The organism is Streptomyces sp. NPDC047981 (assembly GCF_040653315.1).
GTDB lineage: Bacteria > Actinomycetota > Actinomycetes > Streptomycetales > Streptomycetaceae > Streptomyces.
Genome location: NZ_JBEZNQ010000002.1, coordinates 171,874 through 197,105, shown reverse-complemented (window position 1 = coordinate 197,105; position 25,232 = coordinate 171,874). Strand labels below are relative to the sequence as shown.

The following is a 25,232-nucleotide window of genomic DNA, read 5'->3' as shown; positions in this document are numbered from 1 at the left end:
CACCCTAGGGTCCGGCGTCCGGGCTCAGGGGCCGACGGCGTCCCAGAAGTGGGCCACGATGCCGTCCAGGTACTCCCGGCCCGCGTCGCCGCTGCCGCCCGAGGCGCCCCAGCTGCTCGTGGCCGCCATCTTGGCGTGGTAGTCGGTGTGCAGCCGCTGGAGCGCCGACTCCAGGATCCGCTTGGGCAGCGGCAGCAGCTTCACCACCGGCCGCACGTACGCCTGCCAGCGCGTCGTCGCCGCGTCCCGCAGCAGCGCCGCCAGCTCGTCGGCCCGGCCGGTGACCTGCACCAGTTCGCGGGGCCCGAGGCCGAGGACCTCGGCGAGGGCGGCGGTCTGGCGTTCGTTGCCGCGCCAGCGGCCCGACTCCTCCATCCGGAGATAGCCGGGGCCGTCCAGGCCCACCCGCCGGGCGAGTTCGTCGGACGGGAGACCGCGGGCCATCCGGTGCTCGCGCAGCGTCGTGGCGTCGGCGATCAGCTCGCCCGGGGCGCACCACAGGACGCCCGCGAGGGCGGTGAGCTCCTGGGCGGAGGGTGCGAGGCGCCCGCGTTCCCAGGCGATGACCGTCTCGGGGGCGACGGCGAGTCCGTACTGTGCGCGCAGGCCGTAGGCGACATGGCCCGGCGCCATACCGAGACCCTCACGGAGGCGGCGCGCCGCGAGCGCGTTGAACGGAGGGGGAGGGGGAGGGGAGTGGTGCACGCCGTCACGCTAGATGCGTAACGTGACCAGTGGCTACGGTGCGTTCGCCCAAGGCCAGATGTCGTAGAAACATGGGAACCCGGTGGTAACCATCCGTAATGATCACCCACCGGTTCGGTGACAGGCGACGGGTGTCCGGTCAGCGGACGCCCGTCGAGATCCAGCGGTACTGCAGCTCCGGCCGGCCGATCTGACCGTACTGCGGCGCCCGCGCCGCGCGCCCGTCGGTGACGAGGTGTTCCAGATAGCGGCGCGCGGTGATCCGGGAGATGCCGACGGCCGCGGCGGCCTCGGTCGCGGTCAGTCCCTCGTCGGCGCCCCGCAGGGTACGGGTGACGGCCTCCAGGGTCGGTGCGCTCAGGCCCTTGGGGAGCGAGGCGGGCTGCGGGGCGCGCAGCGCGGCCAGGGCGCGGTCGACGTCGTCCTGACCGGACGCCTCGCCCGCCGCCGCGCGGAACTCGGCGTATCGGGAGAGCCGGTCCCGCAGGGTCGCGAACGTGAACGGCTTCAGCACGTACTGGACGACCCCGAGGGAGACGCCCTCGCGCACGATCGCGAGATCGCGGGCCGAGGTCACCGCGATGACGTCGGCCGAGTGCCCGCCGGCGCGCAGCGCGCGGAGCAGCTGGAGGCCGTGGCCGTCGGGCAGATAGAGGTCGAGGAGGATGAGGTCGACCGGCGTACGGTCGAGGACCCGCACGGCGGCAGCCCGGGAGTGCGCCACCCCGACGACGGTGAACCCGGCCACCCGCCCCGCGTACAGCGCGTGCGCGTCGGCGGCGACCGGGTCGTCCTCGACCACCAGTACGCGAATGCCCTGGTCGCCGCTCCGGCTGCTGCTCGTGCTCACAGGGACACCTCCGACTCGGGATCGCTGGGTTGCGGCCGCGGCCGCGGCTGCGGTTGTGTCTGACGTTGCGGTCGCGGCTTCGGCAGGGGCTGCGCCAGGGGCAGGCGTACGGTGAACTCCGCGCCGCCCTCGGGGGTGTCCGCCAGGGTCACCGTGCCCGAGGCGCGCGTGGCCGCCTGCCGGACCAGAGCCAGGCCGAGGCCCCTGGCGGGGCCGTGGGTGGACCAGCCGCGGTCGAAGACCGCGTCCCGGTCGCCCTCCTCGACCCCGGGCCCGGTGTCGGCGACCCGCAGGAGGAGTTCACCCTCGCATGTGCGGGCGGTGACCGCGACCCGCGCGTGCGGGGTGCCGCTCGTCGCGTCCACCGCGTTGTCGATCAGGTTGCCGAGGATCGTCACCAGGTCCCGCGAGGGGATCTCCGGCGGCAGGAGCCCGTCGTCGATGCGGCTGTCCTCGGTGAGGGTCAGCTCCACGCCCCGCTCGTTGGCCTGCGCCGCCTTGCCGAGGAGCAGCGCCGCGAGCACCGGTTCGCCGACCGCTTCCACGACCCGGTCGGTGAGCGCCTGGGCCAGCTCCAGCTCCGCCGTCGCGAAGCCGACCGCCTCCTCCACCCGGCCGAGTTCGATCAGCGAGACGACCGTGTGCAGCCGGTTCGCCGCCTCGTGCGCCTGCGAGCGGAGCGCCTCCGTGAACCCCCGCTCGGACGTCAACTCGCCCGTCAACGCCTGGAGTTCGGTGCGGTCACGGAGCGTCGCGACCGTACCCCTGCGCTCCCCGCCGACCACCGGCCGGGTGTTGACCACGAGCACCCGCTCCGCCGTCAGATGCAGCTCGTCCACCCGCGGCTCCGAGGCGAGCAGCGCCGTGGTGAGCGAGACCGGCAGGCCGAGCTCGGCCGCCGACCGGCCGACGACCTCCGCGTCCAGGCCGAGCAGCTCCCGAGCCCCGTCGTTGATGAGCGCGATCCTGCGCTGCCCGTCCAGCATCACCAGACCCTCGCTCACCGCGTGGAGCGCGGCCTCGTGGTAGTCGTGCATCCGGCTCAGCTCGGTCGCGTTCATCCCGTGCGTGTGGCGCCGCAGCCGTGCGTTGATCACGTACGTACCGGCTCCGCCGACCGCCAGGGCAGCCCCCGCCATCCCCGACAGGGCCGTGACCTGCTTCCGTACCTGCTCGCTGATCTTCTGGATGGTGATGCCCGAACTGACCAGGGCGACGACCTTCCCCTCCTCGTACACCGGCGTGATCGTCCGCACCGAGCGCCCGAGCACCCCCATGTGCGTCTCGGAGAAGGTCCGCCCCTGGAGCGCCGGCTCGATGTGGCCCCGGTACGTGCGCCCGATCTCGACGCCCTCGGGGTGCGACCAGCGCGTGCCGTCCGGTGACATGACCACCACGAAGTCGACGCCGGTCCGTTTCCGTACCGACTCGGCGTACGGCTGGAGCAGGGCCGTGGGGTTCGGCGAGCGGAGCGCCTGGGTCACGGAGGGGGAGGCGGCGACGGCCGTCGCGGCCGCGGTGGACTGGCGGCGCGCGGTCTCCTCGGCCTGGGATCGATCGGTCACGTAGGCGAAGACCGCGCACCCGGCCACGATCGCCGCCACCAGCACGACCTGCATCGCGAAGAGCTGGCCGGCGAGGCTGCGGGGCCGGGGGAGGGGTATGCGCATGCGGGCCAGTGTGACAGTTCGGCCATGAACGAAACGAACGTAAGCGTGACCCGGGTCACAGGCTGATGGATAGTCGCGGGGATCCACCGGGACGTGGACACCCCCATCAGCACGAGGAGGACCCCGTGGCCGCACAGCGGGACCGCACCCATTATCTGTACATCGCCGTCATCGGCGCCGTGATCCTCGGCGTCACGGTCGGCTTCGTGGCGCCGGACTTCGCCGTCGAACTCAAGCCGCTGGGCACCGGCTTCGTGAACCTGATCAAGATGATGATCTCCCCGATCATCTTCTGCACGATCGTCCTCGGCGTCGGTTCGGTCCGCAAGGCCGCGAAGGTCGGCGCCGTCGGCGGACTCGCGCTCGGGTACTTCCTCGTCATGTCGACGGTCGCCCTCGCGATCGGTCTGCTCGTCGGCAACATCCTGGAGCCCGGTTCCAGCCTCCACCTCACCAAGGAGCTGGCCGAGGCCGGTGCCAAGCAGGCGGGCGGGGCGAGCGAGTCCACCGCGGACTTCCTGCTCGGGATCATCCCTCACACGCTGGTCTCCTCCTTCACCGAGGGCGAGGTCCTGCAGACCCTGCTCGTCGCCCTCCTCGCGGGCTTCGCGCTCCAGGCCATGGGGCGGGCCGGGGAGCCCGTGCTGCGCGGGATCGGGCACATCCAGCGGCTGGTCTTCCGGATCCTCGCCATGATCATGTGGGTCGCCCCGATCGGCGCGTTCGGCGCCATGGCGGCGGTCGTCGGCGCGACCGGCATCGACGCGCTGAAGTCGCTCGCCGTCATCATGATCGGCTTCTACGTGACCTGCGCCCTCTTCGTCTTCGTCGTGCTCGGCGCGCTGCTCCGGATCGTCGCGGGCATCAACATCCTCACGCTGCTGAAGTACCTGGGCCGTGAGTTCCTGCTGATCCTCTCCACCTCGTCCTCCGAGTCCGCGCTGCCCCGGCTGATCGCGAAGATGGAGCACATGGGCGTCAGCAAGCCCGTCGTCGGCATCACCGTCCCGACCGGCTACTCCTTCAACCTGGACGGCACCGCGATCTACCTGACGATGGCCTCCCTCTTCGTCGCCGAGGCCATGGGCAACCCGCTCTCGGTCGGCGAGCAGATCTCGCTGCTCGTCTTCATGATCATCGCGTCCAAGGGTGCGGCCGGTGTCACCGGCGCCGGCCTGGCGACCCTCGCGGGCGGCCTGCAGTCCCACCGGCCCGAGCTCGTCGACGGCGTCGGTCTGATCGTCGGCATCGACCGCTTCATGAGCGAGGCCCGCGCCCTCACCAACTTCGCGGGCAACGCCGTCGCCACCGTCCTCGTCGGCACCTGGACCAAGGAGATCGACAAGGAGCGGGTCGCGGAGGTCCTCGCCGGACGGGTCCCGTTCGACGAGAAGACCCTGGTCGACGACCACGGGCCGGTCGCCGAGCCGGACGAGGACGGTCCGGTGCCGGACCAGCGGGCGGACGGCGAGGAGGGGAAGGTCCGCGCGACGGTCTGAGCCCGATCGAAGATCGGACATCGGATATTGGATATCGGATCCAAGGCGGAGAGCCGTCGGACCGAATTCAACGAACCGGGTCCAGAGCCTTGGATACGGCGCATTGGATCCAGGATCATGGATATTGGATCCAAGGCGTCGGCTCCAAGGTGTCGGATCCAGGACACGGATCCAGGACATCGGATCCAGGACATCGGATCCAGGACACGGATCCAAGGCGTCGGATCCGATCCGAAGACCGCCCCGGCTCCCGGGCCTTGAGCCGGATCCGGGCTCCGGGGTACGGAGCGCCCCCGGCCGTGCACACGGCCGGGGGCGCTCCCTTGGTGCTCCGCGTCCGCCGTCAGGAGAACGGGATCCGGACCACCGACTGGTTGCCGACGCCGACCGTGCTCGGCCCGTTGCCGATCGCGTTCCACACCTCGACGCGGACCCGGCCGTTCGACAGGTTCCCGTGGCTGCCGGTCGCCGACTTCAGACCGCTCGCCTGGGTGTAGTGCTCGTAGCCGGGGACCGGATCGGTGGCGAAGTACCCGTACGTCTCGACCCGCTCCCAGCTGCCGTCGCCCGTGCGGTCGTAACTGACCCGGACCTGCTGTCCGTTTGCGACGACGGATCCGGCGTCCACGAACAGGTCGAACTGGGTGGCGCCGCCGTTGTACGTCCGCGTGATGGGTCCGGAGGTGAAGACCTGCGGGTTGGCGGGGGTGCCGTCGTGGTTGGCGCCGCCGGCCGAGGCGAGCGTCACCGTCGACGCGGACGCCTGCGCGTCGCCCGCGCCCCCGCCGGTCCGCAGGTACAGCTGCGAGGAGCCCGAGGGCGGCGGGGTGGTCGGCGGAGTGGTCGGCGGGGTCGTGCCGCCGCCCTTCGTCCAGACCGCCACGTAGTCGACGAGCATCGGGCGTCCGGAGACCGTCGCGGCGGTCGGGGTCGGGCCGCCGAGGGCGTCCGGGAAGGCGCCGCCCATCGCCACGTTGAGCAGCAGGAAGTAGCCCGCGTGGCTGGTCATGTCGGCCCAGGCCTGGGCGCCGACCCGGTTCTCGTCCACGCTGTGGAAGAGCTGGTCGTCCACGTACCAGCGCAGCGCGTTGGGGGTGACCGAGCGGTCCCACTCGAAGCGGTACGTGTGGAAGGCGGACTGGCAGCTCGCGCCCGGGCAGACGCGGCTGGCGCCGATGCCGGTGGTCTCGCCGCACGGACCGCCCGGGTTCACGCCGCAGTGCAGCACGCCCCAGACCGAGTTGATGCCGTTGACGTTCTCCATAATGTCGAACTCGCCGATGGCGGGCCAGTTCCAGTAGTTGCCCCGGTAGGGCGCGCCCAGGGCCCAGAAGGCGGGCCAGTAGCCGGCGGCCTCGGCCCCGGTCACGTTCGGCATCTGGATGCGGCCCTCGATGCGCAGGGTGCCGCCCGCCGGGGCCTTGAAGTCGGCGCGCTTGGTCTCGATCCGGGCCGAGGTCCAGTTCCCGGCGCCGTCCTTGAGCGGGGTGATACGGAGGTTGCCGGTGCCGTCGAGGCGCACGTTGTCGGGGCTCGACGTGTAGTTCTGGATCTCTCCGGTGCCCCAGTTGGCGGGGCCGCCCGGATAGCCGTGGCCGGTGTCGATCTGCCAGTCGGTGGCGTTCGGCAGGGCGCGGTCGGGGCCGTTGAAGTCGTCGCTCCACTGGAGTGACCAGCCGGGGGCCGGGGGCACGGCGCCGCTGGCGGTGCCGGCGCCGCCCAGGCCGAGCAGGGCGCCCGCGGCGAGGGCGGCGGCGAGGAGCGAGGCGAGGAGTGGGGTGCGTCTGGCGCGGCTCAGGGAGCTCAAGGAAGAACACCTCCGCTGGGGGGACGAGCGCCTGAGAGCGCTCTCAGCAAGCTTTTGTAGTTGGAGACACCGCACCCGTCAATGGGTGCGGTGTCTTCGACCTTCGAAGGCCCGCCGAACGTCCGGCGCGGCCGGCTACGCCCCGCCCAGCTCGCCCAACTCTGCTGCGTCCAGAACCAGTTCACCTGCGGCCGCCGAGTCCTGCACGGTCTCCGGCCGACTCGCGCCGGGGATCGGCAGCACCGTCTCCGACCGCGCGAGCAGCCACGCGAGCGCCACCCGCTGAGGGCTCACCCCGCGCGCCCGCGCCACCCGGTGGAACGCCCCGAACTCCGGGTCCTCCGCCAGGTCCGACGCCCCGTCGAGCGAGCTCCGCGAGATCCCGCCCAGCGGGCTCCACGGCAGGAACGCGATCCCCAGCTCCGCGCAGAGCCGCAGCTCCGCCTCCGCGGTCCGCACGGCGGGGGAGTACCGGTTCTGCACGGAGGCCAGCCGCTCGCCCAGGACCTCCCGCGCGAGCCGGATCTGCGCCACGTCCACGTTCGAGATCCCGGCCAGCCGGATCGTGCCCGCGTCCAGCAACTCCCGTATCGTGCCCAGCGATTCCGCGTAGGGCACGGCCGGATCCGGCTTGTGGAGCTGGTAGAGCCCGATCGCCTCGACGCAGAGCCGCCGCGCCGAGGCCTCCGCGGCCCGCCGCAGGTGCTCGGGCCGCCCGTCCACGGTCCAGCCGCCGTCGGCGGTCCGCCCCCGCCCGCCCTTCGTCGCGACGAGCACGTCACCGGTCCGGCCACGACCCCCGTACGTGGCCAGCGCCCGCGCCACCAGCAGTTCGCCGGCGCCGGGTTCGCCGCCGGGCGGGTGGTAGGAGTCCGCCGTGTCGAGCAGTGTCACGCCCGCGTCGAGCGCCGCGTGGACGGTGGCCACGGCGCGGGCCTCGTCCGGGTGCCCCTCGATGGAGAGCGGCATGGCGCCGAGGCCGATCGCCCCGACCCGTACGTCGCCGAGCGTGCGGTACCGCATCAGCGCACCCCCAGCGTCTCGGAGAGCGCCCGGCCGAGCCATTCCGAGGAATGCCGGAAGGAGAATCCGAGCGCGGTCGCACGCGAATTGTCCATTCCGTACGAGCGGGCGAAGGAGAACGGCGACACCTCGCCGACCTCCACCTCCCGGAATTCGGTACGACCGCCCACTCGGCGCTCGATCTCGGCGCATATCTCAGCGGTCGTGAGCGGCCCGTGGGAATGCGCGTTGACCGCCCCGGTGAATTCCTGCTCCACCGCCCACGCCAGGAATTCCGCGACCTCCTCGACGTACACATAGGTGGCCGGGTGGTTCACCACCGGCACGGCGATCGGCCCGCCCGCCCGGATCCGGTCCGCGTAGTGGCCGACCCGCCCCGTGAAGTCGTCCGCGCCGCCGAGCACATGGGCGACCCGGACCGCCGCGCACGGGAACGCGGGCTCGGCCGCGAAGACCGCCTCCGCCTGCCGCTTCCCCTCTCCGTAGTGCGCGTCGAGGAACTCCTGGTCGCCCCATGGCAGGTCGGGGTCGACGGCGACGGTCCGCGGGTCGACGGCCTCCTCCCGCACGGGCGCGGCGGAGTCCTCGTACTCGTACACCTCGACCGTCGACGTCATCACATAGCGCCGGGTGCGCGGCCCGAGGACCCGTCGGGCGATTCCGGCCTGGAGCGGGGTGTAGCAGACCTGGTCGACGACGGCGTCGAAGGTCAGATCGCCGAGCGCCTTTTCCAGAGCGGCCTCGTCGTTCCGGTCGGCGACGATGTGCGCGACCCCCTCCGGCGCGCCGGAGGACCCCCGATTGAGCAGGGTCACGGAATGCCCGGAATCCAGCAGTCGGGTCGTCAGTCTCTTTCCGAAATAGCGGTTCCCGCCGATGATCAGAATGTCCATACGACAAGTGTTACGTTGGGCGTTCGTCAGCTGAAGGGGGAAACATGGGAGTCCAGGCCGCCGCGCCGAAGGAACCACGGCATCTGCGTCCCGCCGCCAACGAAACCTCGGCGGGGTCCTTCGACGCCATCGACCGGCAGATCCTGGAACTCGTCCAGGCGGACGGCCGGATCAAGCTCAGCGAGCTGGGCCGCCGCGTCCGGCTGAGTCCGGCGGCGGTCACCGAGCGGGTGCGCAGGCTGGAGGCGTGCGGGGCGATCACCGGCTACGGCGCCCATGTCTCCCCGGCCCGGCTCGGCTACGGCATCCAGGCCTTCATCCGGGTGAACCCGCACGGCGGCTACACCCTCAAGCACCCCCGGACGCTGGAACTGACCGCCCGCCCGGAGGTCGTCGAGGCGCACCACGTCGTCGGGGAGGACTGCTGGATCCTCAAGGTCGCGGTCACGGACACCATCCACCTGGAAGAGATCCTGGAGCAGACCTCCGCCCTCGGCCGCACGACGACCTCGATCGTCCTGTCCTCGCCGGTCGAGCGCAAACCGCTGCTGCCGCCGGGTCCGGGGCGCGAGGCGTGACGACTCAGGGGGCCCAGGTGGCTCAGGCGGTGCGGGCGGCGAGCGCGGCCAGGTAGTCGTCCAGCAGCTCGACCTGGCGGTCGGGCGGAAAGGCGTCCGGGTCGAGCAGGGCCTGGACGACCAGGCCGAGCGCGAAGGACAGGGCGCCCGCGGCGAGCCGCGCCGGGTCGCCGGGGGGCAGCTCGCCGAGCTCCTGGGCCCCGGCGAGCGTGTCCCGGAGCCGGTCGCGGCCGCGTGCGTACTTCCCCGCGTAGTCGGCGCGCAGGGCCGGGTCGGCGAGCGCGGTGTCCCAGGAGGAGACCCAGATCCGGTTGGAGTCCGTGGCCTCGGGCGTCAGCGGCAGGATGTCGAGCAGCGCGTTCCGTACGGCCGCGAGGCCCGTGCCCGCGGTGCGCCGGGAGCGTGCGGTGGTGCGCTGGTCGAGCAGGTCGAGGGCGTGGGCGACCAGGTCGCTCTTGGCCGGGAAGTAGTGGGTCAGCAGGCCGGTGGTCGCGCCCAGCTCCGTGGCCACGGCCCGCAGCGTCAGCCCGCCGAACCCCCGGCTCGCGAGCACGCGCCAGACCGCCTCCGAGACTTCGAGTCGGCGGGCCTCGTGGTCCCCCTTGGCGCGTGGCATGCTGCTACTGTACATAGCCGTAACGCTTGTTATGCGAATGGGGCCGCCGCCATGTTCTCCCTCCCGCTCCGGGACAACGCCCTCCTGCGCCCGCTGGAGACCTGGCACGCCGAGGAGTTCGCCGCGAACCTGGACCGCGCGCGCGAGCACATCCGGCCCTGGGTCGGGCAGGCCTTCGTCACCGACAGCCTCGACGGGGCCCGGGCCACCCTGCTCCGCTATGCCGAGCGGCAGGCCGCCGACGGCGCCCGCCTCTACGGCATCTGGCTCGACGGCACGCTCGTCGGCGGCGTGATGTTCGTGTCCCTCGACGCCGCCTCGGGCAACTGCGAGATCGGCTGCTGGCTGGAGCCGGCCGCCGAGGGCCACGGGCTGATCACGGCCGCGTGCGGCGTCCTGCTCGACTGGGCCTTCGGCACCCGCGGCCTGCACCGCGCCGCGTGGCACTGCCGCGCGGACAACGCGCGCAGCGCCGCCGTGGCCGGCCGGCTCGGCATGACGCTGGAGGGCACGGAGCGCGAGTCCTGGCCGTACGACGGCGTCCGCCACGACACCCAGATCTGGTCCGTGCTCGCCCACGAGCGGCCGGCGGCCCGTCGCCCCTGACGACGCCCTTGCCTTGACGTCGGCGTCAAGGCGTACGTTCGCTGCCATGCGAATCGGCGAGCTGGCCGAGCGGGCCGGGACGACCAGGCGGACTCTGCGCTACTACGAGTCCCGTGGCCTCCTGGCCGCCCGGCGCACGGAGAACGGTCACCGCACCTACGACGAGGACGACCTGCGCCTCCTCCGGCAGATCAGGACCCTGCAGGACTTCGGGTTCGAGCTGGAGGAGACCCGGCCGTTCGTCGACTGCCTGCGAGCCGGCCACCCGGCGGGCGACGCCTGCCCCGCCTCGCTCGACGTGTACCGCCGCAAGCTGGCGGAGCTGGACGCCCTCGTGGACCAGCTCCAGGCGGTACGCGCCCAGGTCGCCGCGCAGTTGCTACGGGCCGAGGCGGAGCTGCCGGGCGGCCCGGAACCCACATGCGAACTCGGAGGATGACGACATGACCCATGTGACGGACGTGACCGACGCGACCTTCGACACCGAGGTCCTCGCCGCGGACCCCGACCTCCCGGTCCTGGTGAAGTTCACCGCCGACTGGTGCCCGCCGTGCCGCCAACTGGGCCCGGTGCTCCGGTCGATCGCGGAGGAGGAGGGAGACCGCCTGAAGATCGTCCAGATCGACGTGGACCACAACCCGGAGACGACCCTCCGCCACGGCGTCCTGGCCACCCCCACGTTGATGCTCTTCCGCGCGGGCGAACCCCTGAAATCCATGGTCGGCGCCCGCCCGAAGCGCCTGCTCCTCAAGGAGCTCGCGGACGTACTGCCGCCGGTCGGGCCATAGGTCTGGCAGGATCGCCCGAGGCGAGGACGACAGAGAGGCCAGGGTGGAAGTCATGACCGACGGGAAGCCGTCGTTGCGTGCGTACATCGAGCGTTACGCGGCGGGCGAGATCCCCCGCGAGGAAGCCCTGGCGACCATCGCAGCCTGGGACTTCGAGACGCTGTGGAACGCCCCCGCGGGGCCGCCGTACCCGGACAACACCCGGGCCGTGCTCAACGAGGCACGGACGCTCGGCAAGCTGACGCCCGAGGACATCGACGAGATCCGCACGCGCGAGGCGCAGGGGTGGCAGCGTCGGGTGACCGACGGGAAGCCGTCGTTGCGTGCGTACATCGAGCGTTACGCGGCGGGTGAGATCCCCCGCGCCGAGGCGCTGGCGACCATCGGCGCCTGGGACTTCGAGGAAGAGTGGTTCGACCCGACCCACACGGCGCCGACGCACCAGGACAACACGCTCGCCGTGGTCAACCAGGCACGAGGGCTCGGCAGGCTGACCGCCGAGGACATCGAAGAGATCCGCGCCCTGCTGCTGCGGCGTGGGTTCTGACGGCGGAGCGCAGGTCGCGAAGAGGGGGAGGGAAGCGCGCGTGTGGGTGACGGGGGAGTACGAGCCGGTCTACCGGGAGCTTCAGCACCGGATGGGCATCGGGGGAGACCTGGCGATGGGGGGCGCGTTCGACACCACGAACCGCCATTCCATGGGCGGGATCTGGACTCCCGAGCGGGCGCGGATCCACGACGCGCTCATCGAACGGTTCAAGGAGCAGTGCAGGGGGAAGCCCCGCGACGGCCACGCCGTGCTCTTCACCGGTGGAGCGCCGGGGTCCGGCAAGGGCAGGGCGCAGCGCAGCCTGCCGGAGTGGCAGAGTCAGGACTCCGAGCTCGGTGACGAGCTGCGGCGCGTCCACGGTGTCGACCTCGACGACTACGTCGTGCTCGACCCGGACGAGTTCAAGGTGCAGCTGTTCGAGCACGGTGGCGCGCCCGAGCTGCCGGCGGCGCTCGACCGTCTCTCCGACGGGCGCCGCTTGGCCCCGTCGGAGAAGGCGTCCCTGGTGCACCGGGAGTCGGGCCATGTTCAGAACTTGGTCGAGACGTGGGCCCGAGCCGAGGGCTACAACCTGCTCTACGACCAGTCCCTGCGGGCGTTCGACTGGACGGCGAACCTCTTCGCGGACCTCGAGAGGGAGGGGTACGACCGGCGTGTCGTGCTCTCCGTCGAGGTCCCGGAGGAGCAGTGCCTGGCGCAGAACGCGGACCGCTGGCTGACCGGCCGGCAGAGGTTCGACGCCGGGGCGGAATGGTACGGCGGCCGCATGGCGCCGGAGGGCTTCATCCGGAGCCTGTACGCGGACACGGTGACGGGCCGGGGCTACTCCGTAGGCCGGGAGAACGCCGAGAAGCTCGCCGAGCAGGGGTTGGCCACCGGGCTGATCGCCACCGACCGCGGCGACTTCGGCCCGCGACCCGCCCCCGCAGCCGCCGTCCCCGCGCCCAGTCGTGGGTTTCAGCAGGGCGACACCACGATCCGGGTGAACCCGGGCGCCGCGTTCATGCCCGGTGTGACCATCGCCCCGGGCCGGCCCCCGGCTCCTCGGGGGCCCGCCGCCCCGGCGACACCCCCGCCGCCCGTGCCGGGGCCGACCCGCGGCACGGGCATCGACCGGTGACCTCCTGAGGCCCTGGGGAGTGTCCGGAAAGTCTGGCCTGGCTCGCGACGCTCCCTAGGACGCGTCCCAGAGCGCGGTGTCGTGCGCGGCCACCCGCTCCTCGACGCGGCGGACGAGTTCCTCCGCCGGCAGCGGGGCCGGCCGGCGGCCGTCGCGCAGGCGTGGGGCGACCTGGCCGGACTCCGCCTCGCGGGCGCCGATGACCGCCAGGTACGGGACGAGGCGGGCCTCCCGGACGCGGGCGCCCAGGGTGCCGCGGTCCGGGCCCGCCACCTCGGCGCGCAGGCCGCGTTCGACGCAGCGGGCGGCCAGCGCCTCGGCGGCGGGGCGTTCGGACTCGGAGACCGGGAGGACGACGAGCTGGACGGGGGCGAGCCAGGCGGGGAACGCGCCGCCGTGCTGTTCGAGCAGGTGGGCGACGGCCCGCTCGACGCTGCCGACGACGCTGCGGTGGATCATGACGGGCCGGTGCCTTCCGCCGTCGGCGCCGATGTACCGCAGGTCGAACCGCTCCGGCTGGTGGAAGTCGATCTGTACGGTCGACAGGGTCGACTCCCGCCCCGCGCCGTCCGCGACCTGGACGTCGATCTTCGGGCCGTAGAAAGCGGCCTCGCCCTCCGCCGCCTCGTACGGCAGCCCGGAGGCGTCGAGCACCTCCTCCAGGAGGGCGACCGAGCGGGCCCACAGTTCGGGCGCGTCCACGTACTTGCCGCCCGGCCCCGGCAGCGAGAGCCGGTACCGCGCGGGCTCGATGCCCATCGCCGCGTACGCCCTCCGGATCAGCTCCAGGGCGCCGGCGGCCTCCTCCCGGGCCTGGTCCAGGGTGCAGAAGATGTGCGCGTCGTTGAGCTGGATGGACCGGACCCGGGTCAACCCGCCCAGGACGCCCGAGAGTTCGGACCGGTACATGGGGCCGAGCTCGGCCATGCGCAACGGGAGTTCGCGGTAACTGTGCGCCCGGGAGCGGTAGACGACGGCATGGTGCGGGCAGAGGCTGGGCCGCAGGACGACCTGCTCGCCGCCCAGTTCCATGGGCGGGAACATGTCGTCGCTGTAGTGGTCCCAGTGCCCGGAGATCTCGTACAGCTCGCGTTTGCCGAGCACGGGCGAGTACACGTGCCGGTACCCGGCCCGCCGCTCGACCTCGCGGACGTACTCCTCCAGCGCGTGCCGCACGGCGGCCCCGTCGGGCAGCCAGTACGGGAGTCCGGCCCCGATCAGCGGGTCGGTCCCGAACAGCTCCAGCTCGCGGCCGAGTCGGCGGTGGTCGTGGCGGTCGCGGTGGTCGTGGCGGTCGTGGTTCATCCGGTCCTCCTACGGGCGGGGCGAACGGCCACCGGAGGAACGACGAAGCCCCGGGGCGCTCGGCCCCGGGGCTTCGTGACGTCAAGACAGCGGTCAGCGCGCCGGGACACTCTCCGGCGTCGTCGTGATGACAGCGGCAGGCTTCATACGGCCGAGGGTAACGGAGCCGGGTCCGTGCCGCACGGGCTTAACGGCCGCGGTCGTCGGGGCGGCTTCCGAGTCCTTCGAGGAGGGCGAGATCCTCGATCGCGCGCTCGCTGAGCAGCCCCCGCCAGCGGGTGAACAGCCGCAGCAACCCACCGCCGTACCGCGATCGCAGCTCCTCGTTCGCCGCGAGGACGTCCAGCTCGTTCGCCGCCGTGAGTTCCGCGAAGTCGGCCCGCCGCCGGGCCGTCGGAATGCACGTCCCGCCCGTGAAACGGTCCCGAAAGGGGCCGTCCTCGGTCTCCAGCGCCGGATACGAGAATTCCCGGTCGCAGCTCGCGTAGAAGTACACGAGTTCCTCCGCGCCCGCGCCGATCGCCGCCGCGAGTTCCGCCCGCCGCTCCAGCGGCAGCAGGCTCTGGGCGAAGCCGTCCGTGCCGTAGAAGGCGTGGCACAGGCCGGCGAGCCGCAGCTCCTCGCGGGCGCCCCAGGCGGCCAGTCGGGCCTCGACCCGGTCCAGGTGGGCGAGGAGCGTGCCGCCCGGATGGTCGAGACCGTCCGCTCCTCGCGCGATCAGCAGATCGCGTGCCGCCGCTGCCCTGTCTCTCCCCGCGCTGTCTCTCCCCATGGCACACAAAAATACCCCGACTAGAATTGACAGTCGGGGTTGTGCGTCGCGTATATTTTGAAGTTCCGTGTTCGTGCACGACAAAGACACGGAGAAGTTCACTAAAAGCACTGTATCGCGCCGGGAGTCGAATTGTCAACCGAGGAATTTCGGAACGAGCAGAAATTCATCACCGAGCTCTATGCCCGACTCGACGACCTCAGAGACCAGGCCGAGGCCGCCGTCGGCACGGCGCTCAAGGCGCCCTGGGTCGGCAACCAGGGCCGTCTGGAGCGGGACGTGCTGGTGGCCGAACAGAGCGGGGTGCTCGCCGCCCTCGACGCCGGCGAGACCGGGCTCTGCTTCGGGCGGCTCGTCTTCCGGGACGGACGCGACCACCACATCGGGCGGATCGGCATCCGCGAGGACGACCCGAACCGCACGCCGCTCGTCGTCGACTGGCGCGCCGAGGTCGCGCGGCCGTTCTACCTCGCCACCGGCTACGCACCGATGGGCCTCAGCCGCCGCCGGCACATCACCACCCACGGCCGCGAGGTGACCGCCCTCCACGACGAGGTCCTCGACCTCGCCGACGCGACCCGCACCGGGCACGAGAACCGCGACGCCGACGAGGTCCTCCTCGCCGCCCTCGACGCCGCCCGCACCGGGCGCATGCACGACATCGTGCAGACCATCCAGGCCGAGCAGGACCGCATCATCCGCTCCCCGCACCGGGGCGTCCTCGTCGTCGAGGGCGGCCCGGGCACCGGCAAGACCGCCGTGGCCCTGCACCGTGCCGCGTACCTCCTCTACGCCCACCGCGAGCAGCTCGCCAAGCGCGCCGTCCTCATCGTCGGCCCCAACCCCGCCTTCCTCGGCTACATCGGCAACGTGCTGCCCTCCCTCGGCGAGACCGGCGTCCTGCTCGCGACCCCCGCCGAACTGTTCCCCGGCGTGCGCGCCACCGGTACGGACACCCCGCGCGCCGCCGCTGTCAAGGGCGCCGCAGGCATGGCCGACGCGCTCGCCGCGGCGGTACGGGACCGGCAGCAGGTCCCCGAGCGCGGGGCGCCGCTGATCGTCCCGCACGACGACGGCGACCTGGTCATCGACTGGGACATGGCCCTGGAGGCCCGCCACAAGGCCCGCGAGACCGGTCTCCCGCACAACCTCGCCCGGCCGTACTTCGTCTTCAACATCCTCGACGCGCTCGCCGCCCAGCTCGCCGACCGCATCGGCGCCGACCCCTACGGCGGCCCCAACTTCCTCGGCCCCGACGACATCGCCCTGCTGGCCAAGGGCATCGCCGCCAACGCCGAGGTCCACGCCGCCGTCGAGACCCTCTGGCCCGCCCTCACCCCCGAGTCGTTCCTCGCCGACTACCTCGCCGAGCCGACCCACCTCGACACCGACGAGGACGCGGACGCGATCAGGCGCGCGGACGGCCCCTGGACCCCCGCCGACGTCCCGCTGCTCGACGAGGCCGCCGAGCTCCTCGGCGTCGACGACTCCGCCGCCCGCGCCGCCGAGGAGGCCGAGCGGGACAAGCGGATCCAGTACGCGCAGGGCGTCCTCGACGTCAGCTACGCCTCGCGGACCTACGAGTTCGAGGACAAGGAGGAGCTCGACAAGGACGCCGCCGAGGTCCTCTCGGCCCACGACATCATCGACGCCGAGCGGTTCGCCGAGCGGCACGAGGAGGCCGACCATCGCAGCGCCGCCGAGCGCGCCGCCGCCGACCGGACCTGGGCCTTCGGCCACATCATCGTCGACGAGGCGCAGGAGCTCTCGGCGATGGCCTGGCGGCTGCTCATGCGCCGCAGCCCGACCCGCTCCATGACCCTGGTCGGCGACCCGGCGCAGACCGGTGACGCGGCCGGAGTCGGCGCGTGGGAGCAGATCCTCGCGCCGTACGTGGACGACCGCTGGGAACTCGTCCGGCTCGGCGTCAACTACCGCACCCCGGCGGAGATCATGGCGGTCGCCGCCGACGTGCGGCGCGAGGCCGACCCGGCCTTCGAGCCGCCCCGCTCGGTCCGCTCCACGGGCGTCGAGCCCTGGCGGCGCATCGTGGAGGACCCGGTGAAGGAGGCCGCCGACGCGGTCGCCGCCGAGGCGCGTGAGGAGGGCCGCCTCGCCGTGATCGCCCCGGCGGACCTCCACCCGGCGCTCACCGCCGCGCTCCCGGAGGCCTCCCACGGCCCCGACCCGGACCTGACCCGCCCGGTGGTCGTCCTCGACCCCCGGCAGGCCAAGGGCCTGGAGTTCGACACGGTCCTGGTCGTCGACCCGGACGGCATCCGGGCCGGCGCCACGCACGGCATCAACGACCTGTACGTGGCGCTGACCCGGGCCACCCAGCGACTGGGGATCATCGCGCAGGCCTGAGCGTCACGCAGGCCCGAGCGGCTCGTCACGCAGGCCTGAGCCAGACCGTCGCCAGCGGCGGCAGCGTCATCCGCACGCTCGCCGAACGGCCGTGGGAGGGCACCGACTCGGTCTTCACCGGGTCGGTGTTCGCCACGCCACTTCCGCCGTACCGCTGGTCGTCCGTGTTGAGGACCTCCGCCCAGGCGGCGCAGGTGTCCGGGACGCCGAGCCGGAAGTCGTGCCGGACGACGGGCGAGAAGTTGCTCACCGCGAGCAGCGGCGCGCCCTCGGCGTCGTGGCGGAGGAAGGCGAAGACGTTGTCCTCCGCCGCGTCGCCCACCACCCACTGGAAGCCCTCGGGGGCGGTGTCCCGCTCCCAGAGCGCCGGGGTCGCCCCGTAGACCGTGTTCAGGTCGCGCACCAGGTCCCGTACGCCCCTGTGGTCACCGGCCGAGTGGTAGGTCTCGTCCATCAGCCACCACTCGGGGCCGTGTTCGGCGGACCATTCGGCGCCCTGCGCGAACTCCTGCCCCATGAAGAGAAGTTGCTTGCCGGGGTGGGACCACATGAAGCCGAGGTACGCGCGGTGGTTGGCGCGCTGCTGCCACCAGTCGCCGGGCATCTTGGAGACGAGCGCCTGCTTGCCGTGCACGACCTCGTCGTGGGAGATCGGCAGGATGTAGTTCTCGCTGTACGCGTACACCATCGAGAACGTCATCTCGTTGTGGTGGTACTTGCGGTGCACCGGCTCCTTGGACACATAGCCGAGGGAGTCGTGCATCCAGCCCATGTTCCACTTCATGCCGAAGCCGAGCCCGCCGAAGCCACCGGGGCCGACCTGGTCGGTCGCCCGGGTCACGCCGTCCCAGGCCGTCGACTCCTCGGCGAAGGTGACGACGCCGGGGCAGCGGCGGTACACCGTGGCGTTCATCTCCTGGAGGAAGGCGACCGCGTCCAGGTTCTCCCGCCCGCCGAACTCGTTCGGCAGCCACTCGCCGTGCTCGCGCGAGTAGTCGAGGTAGAGCATCGAGGCGACCGCGTCCACCCGCAGGCCGTCGATGTGGAACTCCTCGCACCAGTACACCGCGTTGGCGACGAGGAAGTTCCGCACCTCCTTGCGGCCGTAGTCGAACTCCAGCGTGCCCCAGTCGGGATGGGCCGAACGGCGCGGGTCCTCGTGCTCGTACAGCGGCCGGCCGTCGAACTCCGCGAGCGCCCAGTCGTCGCGCGGGAAGTGCGCGGGCACCCAGTCCATCAGGACCCCGATGCCGGCCCGGTGCAGCGCGTCGACCAGGTACTTGAAGTCGTCGGGGGTGCCGAGGCGTGAGGTCGGCGCGTAGTAGCCGGTGACCTGGTAGCCCCAGGAGCCGCTGAAGGGGTGCTCGGCCACGGCCATGAACTCCACGTGCGTGAAGCCGAGATCGCGGACGTACGCCGGCAGCTGCTCGGCCAGCTGGCGGTACGTCAGCCCAGGACGCCAGGACGGCAGGTGCAGCTCGTAGACGGAGAGGGGGGCCTCGTGGTGCGGGCGCGCGCCCCGGCTCGCCATCCACCCGGCGTCCTCCCACTCGTGGTACGAGTCGGTGACCACGGACGCGGTGTTCGGCGGGCACTCGGCGCGGCGGGCCATCGGGTCGGCGCGCAGCGTGTGGGAGCCGTCGGGGCGGGTGATGTCGAACTTGTAGACCGCGCCCTCGCCGATCCCGGGGACGAACAGCTCCCAGACGCCGGTGGCGCCGAGCGAGCGCATCGGCAGCGCCGTGCCGTCCCAGTGCGTGAAGTCGCCGGTGACCCGCACGCCCCGCGCGTTGGGGGCCCAGACCGTGAACCGGGTGCCGGTGACGCCCTGGTGGACCATCGTCCGCGCGCCGAGCGCCTTCCACAGCTCCTCGTGCCGGCCCTCGCCGATGAGGTGGAGGTCCAGCTCGCCGAGGGCGGGCAGGAAGCGGTACGGGTCCTCCACGGGCAGCTCGTCGCCGTCGTAGCGGACCCGCAGCTCGTACGGCGGGATCTTGCGCAGCAGGGGCAGCAGTCCGGAGAAGAAGCCGTCGCCGTCGTCGTGCAGGGCGACGCGCCTGCCCTTGGCGAGGACGGCGACCTCACGGGCGAACGGGCGCAGGACCCGGATCGCGACGCCGCCGCGGACCGGGTGCGCGCCGAGCACCGCGTGCGGGTCGTGGTGCTCCCCGGCGAGCAGCCGCGCCCGGTCCCCGGGGTCGAGCGGCGGCGCCTTCCGTACCGCCTTCCGTTCGGCCTCCTGGGCGGCCCGGGGGGCGGGCGTCTTGGCCGGGGGCGCTGCCGTCTTGCGAGCGGATCGGGCGGTCACGGGGATGCCTCCTGCAAGGGTGTCGGAAGGTGTGGGGCTGAGGAATACGCGCCGGTTCCCACGCAACCGCAACGGCGCGGGTCCCGCACAGGACACTCCGCCGAACGGGCCTCGCACGGCCCTTCGGGGGTCACTCCCCGCCCGCCAGGCGTTCGATCGCCGCCATCGGCACCGGGAGCCAGTCCGGGCGGTGACGGGCCTCGTAGAGGACCTCGTAGACCGCCTTGTCGGTCTCGTAGGCCCGCAGCAGCGCCGGGTCCTCGCGCGGGTCGGTGCCCGCGGCCTCGGCGTAGCCCGTGCAGTACGAGGCCCGGCAGCGCGCCGCCCACTCCGGCTTCCAGGGGCGGTGCGTGCGCGCCGCGTAGTCGAAGGAGCGGAGCATCCCCGCCACGTCACGGACCGCGGGTTGCGGGCGGCAGCGCTCGGCGAGCGGCTTCGCCGGCTCGCCCTCGAAGTCGATCACCGCCCAGCCCCCGTCCGCGGCCCGCAGCGTCTGGCCGAGGTGCAGGTCGCCGTGGACGCGCTGGAGGTGCCCGGAGCCCTCGCCCGCCGCCGCGAAGACCGACCGCAGCCCCGGCACGTACGGGAGCAGCGCCGGCACCGCCTGCGCGGCCGCGTGCAGCCGCTGGTCCATCTCGGCGGCCAGGTGCGCGCTCTGGGTCCGCCGCAGCCGCTCCGTCGGCAGCGCCGTCGCGAGCGCCAGGTGCACCTCGGCCGTCGCCCGGCCCAGGGCGTGCGCCTCGGCGGTGAACTCGCGGCCCTCGGCCAGGGCGTCGAGGGCCAGCCGCCATCCGTCGCGGGAGTCCCGCAGATAGGGCTGGAGGACGCCGAGCGTGCTCGCGCCCGACTCGAACCAGGCCACCGGCGCGGGCACCCGTGCGCACCCCGCGCCGGCGAGCGCGAGCGGCAGCTCCAGATCGGGGTTCAGTCCGGGGCTGACCCGGCGGAAGATCTTCAGGATGTACGTATCGCCGTACACGAGCGAGGAGTTGGACTGCTCGGCGTCCAGGACCCTGGGTGCGAGGGACGCGGGCAGTTCGGTCGTGCCCCGGAAGGTCAGCGGGCCGATCCGGCCCGGGGTGCGCAGCCGTTCGTAGAGCAGTCCGGCGAGCCGCGGGTCCCGCAGCCCTTCGTAGACCGCCCGGCCGGCCAGCGGCCCCTGCCGGATCCGCCCGATCAGGGCGGGGGCGAGCCGGGGCGGCAGCTGGGTGCGGACGCCGAGGAGGAGTTGGTAGCAGTCGGCGGGTGTGCCCGTCGGGCGGCCGGGTTGTTCGACCCGGACGAGGAGATGCAGCAGCCCGGGTCCCGTGCCGTCCAGTGGCAGCAGCTCGGTGGCCGCCTCCAGGGTGAATCCGGTGACCCGGCGCCCCTTGCCCGCGAACCAGCGCTGCCGGGGCAGCCATTCATGGAGCAGGGGAGCGAGTGACGGGAGGAGGGCGGCCGGGGCCCGGGTGGTGGATGCGGTCTCCGGCATGGCATCGCGTCCTTTCCCCGGGGGGCGCAGATTCGAGTTCGCGTGAATCGAGTTCAAATGCGCAGAGTGTCCCGGATGGCGGCTTCGGCTGTCCGGATGTGCGGGACGTGTCGGATGGGGAAGATCCGTATGGGCCCGACAAGAAGGCCCGTATGGACCTGAATCGACTGTGTGTGGGACACAGTGCCCAGGGTGGCGCGGGGGAAACCCGCTCCACCCCGGGCAGTTGGCTGACGACTCGTCAGGAACTGCGTGTGGACGTCGTCAACCGGCTCTTCTTCAGGCGGAACCAGTAGAAGCCGTGTCCTGCCAGGGTCAGCAGGTAGGGCCACTGTCCGATCGCCGGGAACCGCACCTGGCCGATCAGCTCCACGGGGCTCATCCCGTCGAACTGCCGCAGGTCCAGCTCCGTCGGCTGCGCGAACCGCGAGAAGTTGTTCACGCAGAGCACCAGGTCGTCACCGGACTCCCGGAGGAAGGCCAGCACCGCCGGGTTGGAGGACGGCAGTTCCGTGTACGAACCGAGGCCGAAGGCCACGTTCTGCTTACGGATCTCGATCATCCGCTTGGTCCAGTGCAGCAGCGAGGACGGCGAGGCCATCCCCGACTCCACATTGGTCACCTGGAAGCCGTGGACCGGGTCCATGATGGCCGGCAGGGTGAGCCGCCCCGGGTCGCAGGACGAGAAGCCCGCGTTCCGGTCCGGCGTCCACTGCATCGGGGTCCGCACCCCGTCCCGGTCGCCGAGCCAGATGTTGTCGCCCATCCCGATCTCGTCGCCGTAGTACAGCACCGGCGAACCCGGCAGCGAGAAGAGCAGCGCGGTGAACAGCTCCATCTGCTTGCGGTCGTTGTCGAGGAGCGGGGCGAGCCGCCGCCGGATGCCGATGTTCGCCCGCATCCGGGGATCCTTGGCGTACTCGGCGTACATGTAGTCGCGCTCTTCGTCCGTCACCATCTCGAGGGTCAGCTCGTCGTGGTTGCGCAGGAAGATGCCCCACTGGCAGCCGTCCGGGATCGCCGGGGTCTTGGCCAGGATCTCCGAGACGGGGGTGCGCGACTCCCGCCGTACCGCCATGAAGATGCGCGGCATCACCGGGAAGTGGAACGCCATGTGGCACTCGTCGCCACCCGAGGCGAAGTCCCCGAAGTAGTCGACCACGTCCTCCGGCCACTGGTTCGCCTCGGCGAGCAGCACCGTGTCCGGGTAGTGGTCGTCGATCTCCTTGCGGACCCGCTTGAGGAAGGAGTGGGTGGCCGGCAGGTTCTCGCAGTTGGTGCCCTCCTGCTGGTACAGGTACGGCACCGCGTCGAGCCGGAAGCCGTCGATGCCGAGGTCCAGCCAGAACTTCAGCGCCGACAGGATCTCCTCCTGCACCGCCGGGTTCTCGTAGTTGAGATCCGGCTGGTGCGAGAAGAACCGGTGCCAGTAGTACTGCTTGCGCACCGGGTCGAAGGTCCAGTTCGACGTCTCCGTGTCGACGAAGATGATCCGGGCGTCCTGGAACTGTTTGTCGTCGTCGGCCCAGACGTAGTAGTCGCCGTACGGCCCGTCGGGGTCCGAGCGCGACTCCTGGAACCACGGGTGGGCGTCGCTCGTGTGGTTCATGACGAAGTCGATGATCACGCGCATGCCGCGCTGGTGCGCCGCGTCCACGAACTCCACGAAGTCGGCGAGATCGCCGAACTCCGGGAGCACGGAGGTGTAGTCGGCGACGTCGTAGCCACCGTCCCGCAGCGGGGACTTGAAGAACGGTGGCAGCCAGAGGCAGTCGACGCCGAGCCACTGCAGGTAGTCCAGGCGCGAGGTGATGCCCTTGAGGTCGCCTACGCCGTCCCCGTTGCTGTCCTGGAAGGAGCGCACGAGCACTTCGTAGAAGACGGCCCTCTTGAACCAGTCCGGGTCACGGTCCTTGGCGGGCGTGTCCTCGAAGGTGTCGGGGACGGGTTCGTTGACGGTCATGATGTGGGTGACCCTCCGATCGTCGGGGACGGTCGCAGGGCGAGGATGTGCGCGGGCGTGACGCCCGGCTCGAGGCGCACATAGTTGGCCCTGCCCCAGTGATAGGTCTCACCGGTGAGCTCGTCGCGCACCGGTACGGTCTCGTGCCAGTCGAGGCCGAGCTCCGGCATGTCCAACGAGACCGTGGCCTCCTGGGTGTGGTGCGGATCGAGGTTGGCGACCACCAGAACGGTGTTCGAACCCGAGCGCTTGCTGTACGCGATCACCGCGTCGTTGTCGGTCGTGTGGAAGTGCACGTTCCGCAGCCTTCGCAGCGCCGGGTGACGGCGCCTGACCCGGTTGAGCGTGGTGATCAGGGGCGCGATCGAGGCGCCCGCACGCTCCGCCGACTCCCAGTCACGGGGCCGGAGTTGGTACTTCTCCGAGTCCAGGTACTCCTCGCTGCCCTCGCGCAGCGCGGCGGCCTCGCACAGCTCGTAGCCGGCGTACACGCCCCAGGTCGGCGAGAGCGTGGCGGCGAGCACCGCCCGCACCTCGAAGGCCGGCCGGCCGCCCTGCTGGAGGTAGGCGTGCAGGATGTCCGGGGTGTTCACGAAGAAGTTCGGCCGCATGGCGGCGGCCGCGTCGCCGGACAGCTCGGTCACGTACTCCGTCAGCTCGTCCTTGGTGTTGCGCCAGGTGAAGTACGTGTACGACTGCTGGAAGCCGACCGTGCCGAGCGTGCGCATCATCGCGGGCCGGGTGAACGCCTCCGCCAGGAAGATCACGTCCGGGTCGGTGCCGTTGACCTCACCGATCACCCGCTCCCAGAACACCACCGGCTTGGTGTGCGGGTTGTCGACCCGGAAGATCCGCACGCCGTGGTCCATCCAGTGCCGCAGCACCCGGACCGTCTCGGCGACGATGCCGTCCATGTCCCGGTCGAAGGCGATCGGATAGATGTCCTGGTACTTCTTCGGCGGGTTCTCCGCGTACGCGATCGAGCCGTCCGCCCGGTGGTGGAACCACTCCGGGTGCTTCTCCACCCACGGGTGGTCGGGCGAGCACTGCAGCGCGAAGTCGAGCGCGATCTCCAGGCGCAGCTCGCGGGCGCGCGCCACGAAGGCGTCGAAGTCCTCGATCGTGCCCAGGTCCGGGTGGACGGCGTCGTGGCCGCCCTCGGGGGAGCCGATCGCCCACGGCACGCCGACGTCGTTCGGGCTCGCCGCGAGCGCGTTGTTGGGGCCCTTGCGGTGCGTGGTGCCGATGGGGTGGATCGGCGGGAGGTAGACCACGTCGAAGCCCATCGCGGCGATCGCCGGCAGCCGCTCGGCGGCCGTGCGGAACGTCCCGCCGACCGTCCTGCCCCGGACCTTCTTCACGCCCTCCGAGCGCGGGAAGAACTCGTACCAGGAGCCGTACAGCGCCCGCTCGCGCTCCACCCGGAGCGGCAACGCGGGCGAGGCGCTGACCAGTTCGCGCAGCGGGTGCCGCGTCAGCGCCTCGGTGACCTGCGGGGCGAGCGCCGCGGCGAGCCGGGCGGCGGCGGTGCGGGAGACGTCGCGCAGCGCGTCGGCGGCCGCGAGCACGGCCTCCCGGCCGCCGCCCTTCTTCGGGACGCCCTTGGCGGCGCGCTCGTGCAGCTCCGCGCCCTCGGCGAGGACGAGCTCGGAGTCGATCCCGGCCGGGATCTTGATCTTCGCGGTATGCCGCCAGGTGGCCAGTGGGTCGCTCCACGCCTCCACCGTGTACGTCCACAGGCCCTCGGCGTCCGGGGTGACCTCGGCGCCCCACCGGTCGGTGCCGGGGGCCAGTTCACGCATCGGGATCCAGGGGCCGGGACGGCCGGAGGGGCCGCGCAGCACGACATTGGCGGCGACCGCGTCGTGGCCCTCGCGGAACACGGTGGCGGTGACCTCGAAGGTCTCCCCGGCCACCGCCTTCGCGGGGCGTCGGCCGCAGTCGACCAGGGGGCGGACGTCGAGTACGGGAATGCGTCCCATGAGCGGATTCACAGCATCACCTGAGGGGGTACGGGGGTGCGGGTGGTGGTGCGCTCTTTGTAGCTCCGTCGACGGCTGGCGGGTTGCGGGCATGGCCGCTCCTGTCCGCGTTCACTCGGATGGCGGGTCTACGGGGGTGTACCGGGTGGACGTACGGGGGTGGTTCGGGGTGGGCGTACGGGTTCTGTTCGGTGGTGCGCGTGCGTGCCTCGGCCCGGTTCGGCCGGGGCTCGTACGGGGGGCTCGTACGGGGGTGACACGGGGTTGTACCGGAGGAGCCTTCCACCCACTTCGGGTGGGCAATCCGGCGCTTTGTTAACTACTCGGGCGTAGTCGCGCGGGCAAGCGCCCCGACA

Annotated in this window: 21 protein-coding genes; 8 read left to right on the top strand and 13 right to left on the bottom strand. The window is 72.0% G+C overall.

What is annotated here, in order from left to right:
- Positions 1 to 24: 24 nt before the first annotated feature.
- The 3 genes from AB0E14_RS02715 to AB0E14_RS02705 form a co-directional block, all read right to left on the bottom strand.
- Positions 25 to 633 carry a helix-turn-helix transcriptional regulator gene (locus AB0E14_RS02715; RefSeq protein WP_362410855.1) on the bottom strand — a complete coding sequence of 203 codons (609 nt, stop codon included), beginning with the start codon at positions 631 to 633 and terminating at the stop codon, positions 25 to 27.
- Between the two features lie 211 nt (positions 634 to 844).
- Positions 845 to 1,555 (bottom strand): response regulator, encoded by a 711-nt coding sequence (locus tag AB0E14_RS02710; protein ID WP_362410783.1) that lies wholly within the window; start codon positions 1,553 to 1,555, stop codon positions 845 to 847.
- Positions 1,552 to 3,225, bottom strand: a complete 1,674-nt coding sequence (locus AB0E14_RS02705; RefSeq protein WP_362410780.1) for a sensor histidine kinase — start codon at positions 3,223 to 3,225, stop codon at positions 1,552 to 1,554. The genes AB0E14_RS02710 and AB0E14_RS02705 overlap by 4 nt, the downstream gene beginning before the upstream one ends.
- 125 nt (positions 3,226 to 3,350) lie before the next feature.
- Between AB0E14_RS02705 and AB0E14_RS02700 the strand changes: the two genes are divergently transcribed.
- The gene (locus tag AB0E14_RS02700) at positions 3,351 to 4,724 is read left to right on the top strand and encodes a cation:dicarboxylase symporter family transporter (RefSeq protein WP_362410777.1); all 1,374 of its coding nucleotides are present in this window, start codon (positions 3,351 to 3,353) and stop codon (positions 4,722 to 4,724) included.
- A gap of 343 nt (positions 4,725 to 5,067) precedes the next feature.
- On the opposite strand, the gene AB0E14_RS02695 is transcribed toward AB0E14_RS02700, so the two are convergent.
- The 3 genes from AB0E14_RS02695 to AB0E14_RS02685 form a co-directional block, all read right to left on the bottom strand.
- The gene (locus AB0E14_RS02695; RefSeq protein ID WP_362410774.1) at positions 5,068 to 6,531 is read right to left on the bottom strand and encodes a glycoside hydrolase family 16 protein; all 1,464 of its coding nucleotides are present in this window, start codon (positions 6,529 to 6,531) and stop codon (positions 5,068 to 5,070) included.
- 135 nt (positions 6,532 to 6,666) lie between these two features.
- Entirely contained in the window at positions 6,667 to 7,554 is an 888-nt protein-coding gene (locus tag AB0E14_RS02690) for an aldo/keto reductase (protein ID WP_362410771.1), read from the bottom strand.
- Positions 7,554 to 8,447 (bottom strand): NAD-dependent epimerase/dehydratase family protein, encoded by an 894-nt coding sequence (locus tag AB0E14_RS02685; RefSeq protein ID WP_362410768.1) that lies wholly within the window; start codon positions 8,445 to 8,447, stop codon positions 7,554 to 7,556. The genes AB0E14_RS02690 and AB0E14_RS02685 overlap by 1 nt, the downstream gene beginning before the upstream one ends.
- Before the next feature lie 44 nt (positions 8,448 to 8,491).
- Between AB0E14_RS02685 and AB0E14_RS02680 the strand changes: the two genes are divergently transcribed.
- Positions 8,492 to 9,025, top strand: a complete 534-nt coding sequence (locus tag AB0E14_RS02680; RefSeq protein WP_362410765.1) for an Lrp/AsnC family transcriptional regulator — start codon at positions 8,492 to 8,494, stop codon at positions 9,023 to 9,025.
- A 22-nt stretch (positions 9,026 to 9,047) separates the two neighbouring features.
- On the opposite strand, the gene AB0E14_RS02675 is transcribed toward AB0E14_RS02680, so the two are convergent.
- A complete protein-coding gene (locus AB0E14_RS02675) occupies positions 9,048 to 9,641 on the bottom strand; it encodes a TetR/AcrR family transcriptional regulator (RefSeq protein WP_362410762.1) in 594 nt (197 codons plus the stop codon).
- Between the two features lie 51 nt (positions 9,642 to 9,692).
- Between AB0E14_RS02675 and AB0E14_RS02670 the strand changes: the two genes are divergently transcribed.
- From AB0E14_RS02670 to AB0E14_RS02650, 5 genes are read left to right on the top strand one after another with little or no spacing between them, the layout of a single operon-like run.
- On the top strand, positions 9,693 to 10,247 hold the full coding sequence (locus AB0E14_RS02670) for a GNAT family protein (RefSeq protein WP_362410758.1): 555 nt from the start codon (positions 9,693 to 9,695) through the stop codon (positions 10,245 to 10,247).
- Positions 10,248 to 10,293: 46 nt separating this feature from the next.
- Positions 10,294 to 10,686 (top strand): MerR family transcriptional regulator, encoded by a 393-nt coding sequence (locus AB0E14_RS02665; protein ID WP_362410755.1) that lies wholly within the window; start codon positions 10,294 to 10,296, stop codon positions 10,684 to 10,686.
- Between the two features lie 4 nt (positions 10,687 to 10,690).
- A complete protein-coding gene (locus AB0E14_RS02660; protein WP_362410752.1) occupies positions 10,691 to 11,035 on the top strand; it encodes a thioredoxin domain-containing protein in 345 nt (114 codons plus the stop codon).
- 52 nt (positions 11,036 to 11,087) lie between these two features.
- A complete protein-coding gene (locus tag AB0E14_RS02655; protein ID WP_362410749.1) occupies positions 11,088 to 11,582 on the top strand; it encodes a hypothetical protein in 495 nt (164 codons plus the stop codon).
- Positions 11,583 to 11,622: 40 nt separating this feature from the next.
- Complete coding sequence (locus tag AB0E14_RS02650) at positions 11,623 to 12,705, top strand: zeta toxin family protein (protein ID WP_362410746.1); 1,083 nt, start codon at positions 11,623 to 11,625, stop codon at positions 12,703 to 12,705.
- A 54-nt stretch (positions 12,706 to 12,759) separates the two neighbouring features.
- On the opposite strand, the gene thrS is transcribed toward AB0E14_RS02650, so the two are convergent.
- Both thrS and AB0E14_RS02640 read right to left on the bottom strand, forming a co-directional pair.
- Positions 12,760 to 14,010 carry a threonine--tRNA ligase gene (gene thrS / locus AB0E14_RS02645; RefSeq protein WP_362410743.1) on the bottom strand — a complete coding sequence of 417 codons (1,251 nt, stop codon included), beginning with the start codon at positions 14,008 to 14,010 and terminating at the stop codon, positions 12,760 to 12,762.
- A gap of 187 nt (positions 14,011 to 14,197) precedes the next feature.
- A complete protein-coding gene (locus tag AB0E14_RS02640) occupies positions 14,198 to 14,782 on the bottom strand; it encodes a DUF6817 domain-containing protein (protein ID WP_362410740.1) in 585 nt (194 codons plus the stop codon).
- Between the two features lie 132 nt (positions 14,783 to 14,914).
- Between AB0E14_RS02640 and AB0E14_RS02635 the strand changes: the two genes are divergently transcribed.
- The gene (locus AB0E14_RS02635; RefSeq protein ID WP_362410737.1) at positions 14,915 to 17,149 is read left to right on the top strand and encodes a UvrD-helicase domain-containing protein; all 2,235 of its coding nucleotides are present in this window, start codon (positions 14,915 to 14,917) and stop codon (positions 17,147 to 17,149) included.
- A gap of 25 nt (positions 17,150 to 17,174) precedes the next feature.
- On the opposite strand, the gene glgB is transcribed toward AB0E14_RS02635, so the two are convergent.
- From glgB to AB0E14_RS02615, 4 genes are all read right to left on the bottom strand, one after another.
- Positions 17,175 to 19,457 carry a 1,4-alpha-glucan branching enzyme gene (gene glgB / locus AB0E14_RS02630; RefSeq protein WP_362410734.1) on the bottom strand — a complete coding sequence of 761 codons (2,283 nt, stop codon included), beginning with the start codon at positions 19,455 to 19,457 and terminating at the stop codon, positions 17,175 to 17,177.
- A gap of 130 nt (positions 19,458 to 19,587) precedes the next feature.
- The gene (locus tag AB0E14_RS02625) at positions 19,588 to 20,931 is read right to left on the bottom strand and encodes a maltokinase (RefSeq protein ID WP_362410731.1); all 1,344 of its coding nucleotides are present in this window, start codon (positions 20,929 to 20,931) and stop codon (positions 19,588 to 19,590) included.
- Positions 20,932 to 21,172: 241 nt separating this feature from the next.
- Entirely contained in the window at positions 21,173 to 22,894 is a 1,722-nt protein-coding gene (gene treS, locus AB0E14_RS02620) for a maltose alpha-D-glucosyltransferase (RefSeq protein ID WP_362410728.1), read from the bottom strand.
- On the bottom strand, positions 22,891 to 24,876 hold the full coding sequence (locus AB0E14_RS02615; RefSeq protein ID WP_362410725.1) for an alpha-1,4-glucan--maltose-1-phosphate maltosyltransferase: 1,986 nt from the start codon (positions 24,874 to 24,876) through the stop codon (positions 22,891 to 22,893). Before AB0E14_RS02615 ends, treS begins: the two co-directional genes overlap by 4 nt.
- Positions 24,877 to 25,232 lie beyond the last annotated feature (356 nt).

Coding starts and splice junctions, on each gene's coding strand:
- AB0E14_RS02715 (WP_362410855.1), bottom strand. CDS start 633: ATGGCGCCGGGCCATGTCGCCTACGGCCTGCGCGCACAGTACGGACTC.
- AB0E14_RS02705 (WP_362410780.1), bottom strand. CDS start 3,225: ATGCGCATACCCCTCCCCCGGCCCCGCAGCCTCGCCGGCCAGCTCTTC.
- AB0E14_RS02690 (WP_362410771.1), bottom strand. CDS start 7,554: ATGCGGTACCGCACGCTCGGCGACGTACGGGTCGGGGCGATCGGCCTC.
- AB0E14_RS02685 (WP_362410768.1), bottom strand. CDS start 8,447: ATGGACATTCTGATCATCGGCGGGAACCGCTATTTCGGAAAGAGACTG.
- AB0E14_RS02680 (WP_362410765.1), top strand. CDS start 8,492: ATGGGAGTCCAGGCCGCCGCGCCGAAGGAACCACGGCATCTGCGTCCC.
- AB0E14_RS02675 (WP_362410762.1), bottom strand. CDS start 9,641: ATGCCACGCGCCAAGGGGGACCACGAGGCCCGCCGACTCGAAGTCTCG.
- AB0E14_RS02670 (WP_362410758.1), top strand. CDS start 9,693: ATGTTCTCCCTCCCGCTCCGGGACAACGCCCTCCTGCGCCCGCTGGAG.
- AB0E14_RS02665 (WP_362410755.1), top strand. CDS start 10,294: ATGCGAATCGGCGAGCTGGCCGAGCGGGCCGGGACGACCAGGCGGACT.
- AB0E14_RS02660 (WP_362410752.1), top strand. CDS start 10,691: ATGACCCATGTGACGGACGTGACCGACGCGACCTTCGACACCGAGGTC.
- AB0E14_RS02655 (WP_362410749.1), top strand. CDS start 11,088: ATGACCGACGGGAAGCCGTCGTTGCGTGCGTACATCGAGCGTTACGCG.
- thrS (WP_362410743.1), bottom strand. CDS start 14,010: ATGAACCACGACCGCCACGACCACCGCGACCGCCACGACCACCGCCGA.
- AB0E14_RS02640 (WP_362410740.1), bottom strand. CDS start 14,782: ATGGGGAGAGACAGCGCGGGGAGAGACAGGGCAGCGGCGGCACGCGAT.
- AB0E14_RS02625 (WP_362410731.1), bottom strand. CDS start 20,931: ATGCCGGAGACCGCATCCACCACCCGGGCCCCGGCCGCCCTCCTCCCG.
- treS (WP_362410728.1), bottom strand. CDS start 22,894: ATGACCGTCAACGAACCCGTCCCCGACACCTTCGAGGACACGCCCGCC.
- AB0E14_RS02615 (WP_362410725.1), bottom strand. CDS start 24,876: ATGGGACGCATTCCCGTACTCGACGTCCGCCCCCTGGTCGACTGCGGC.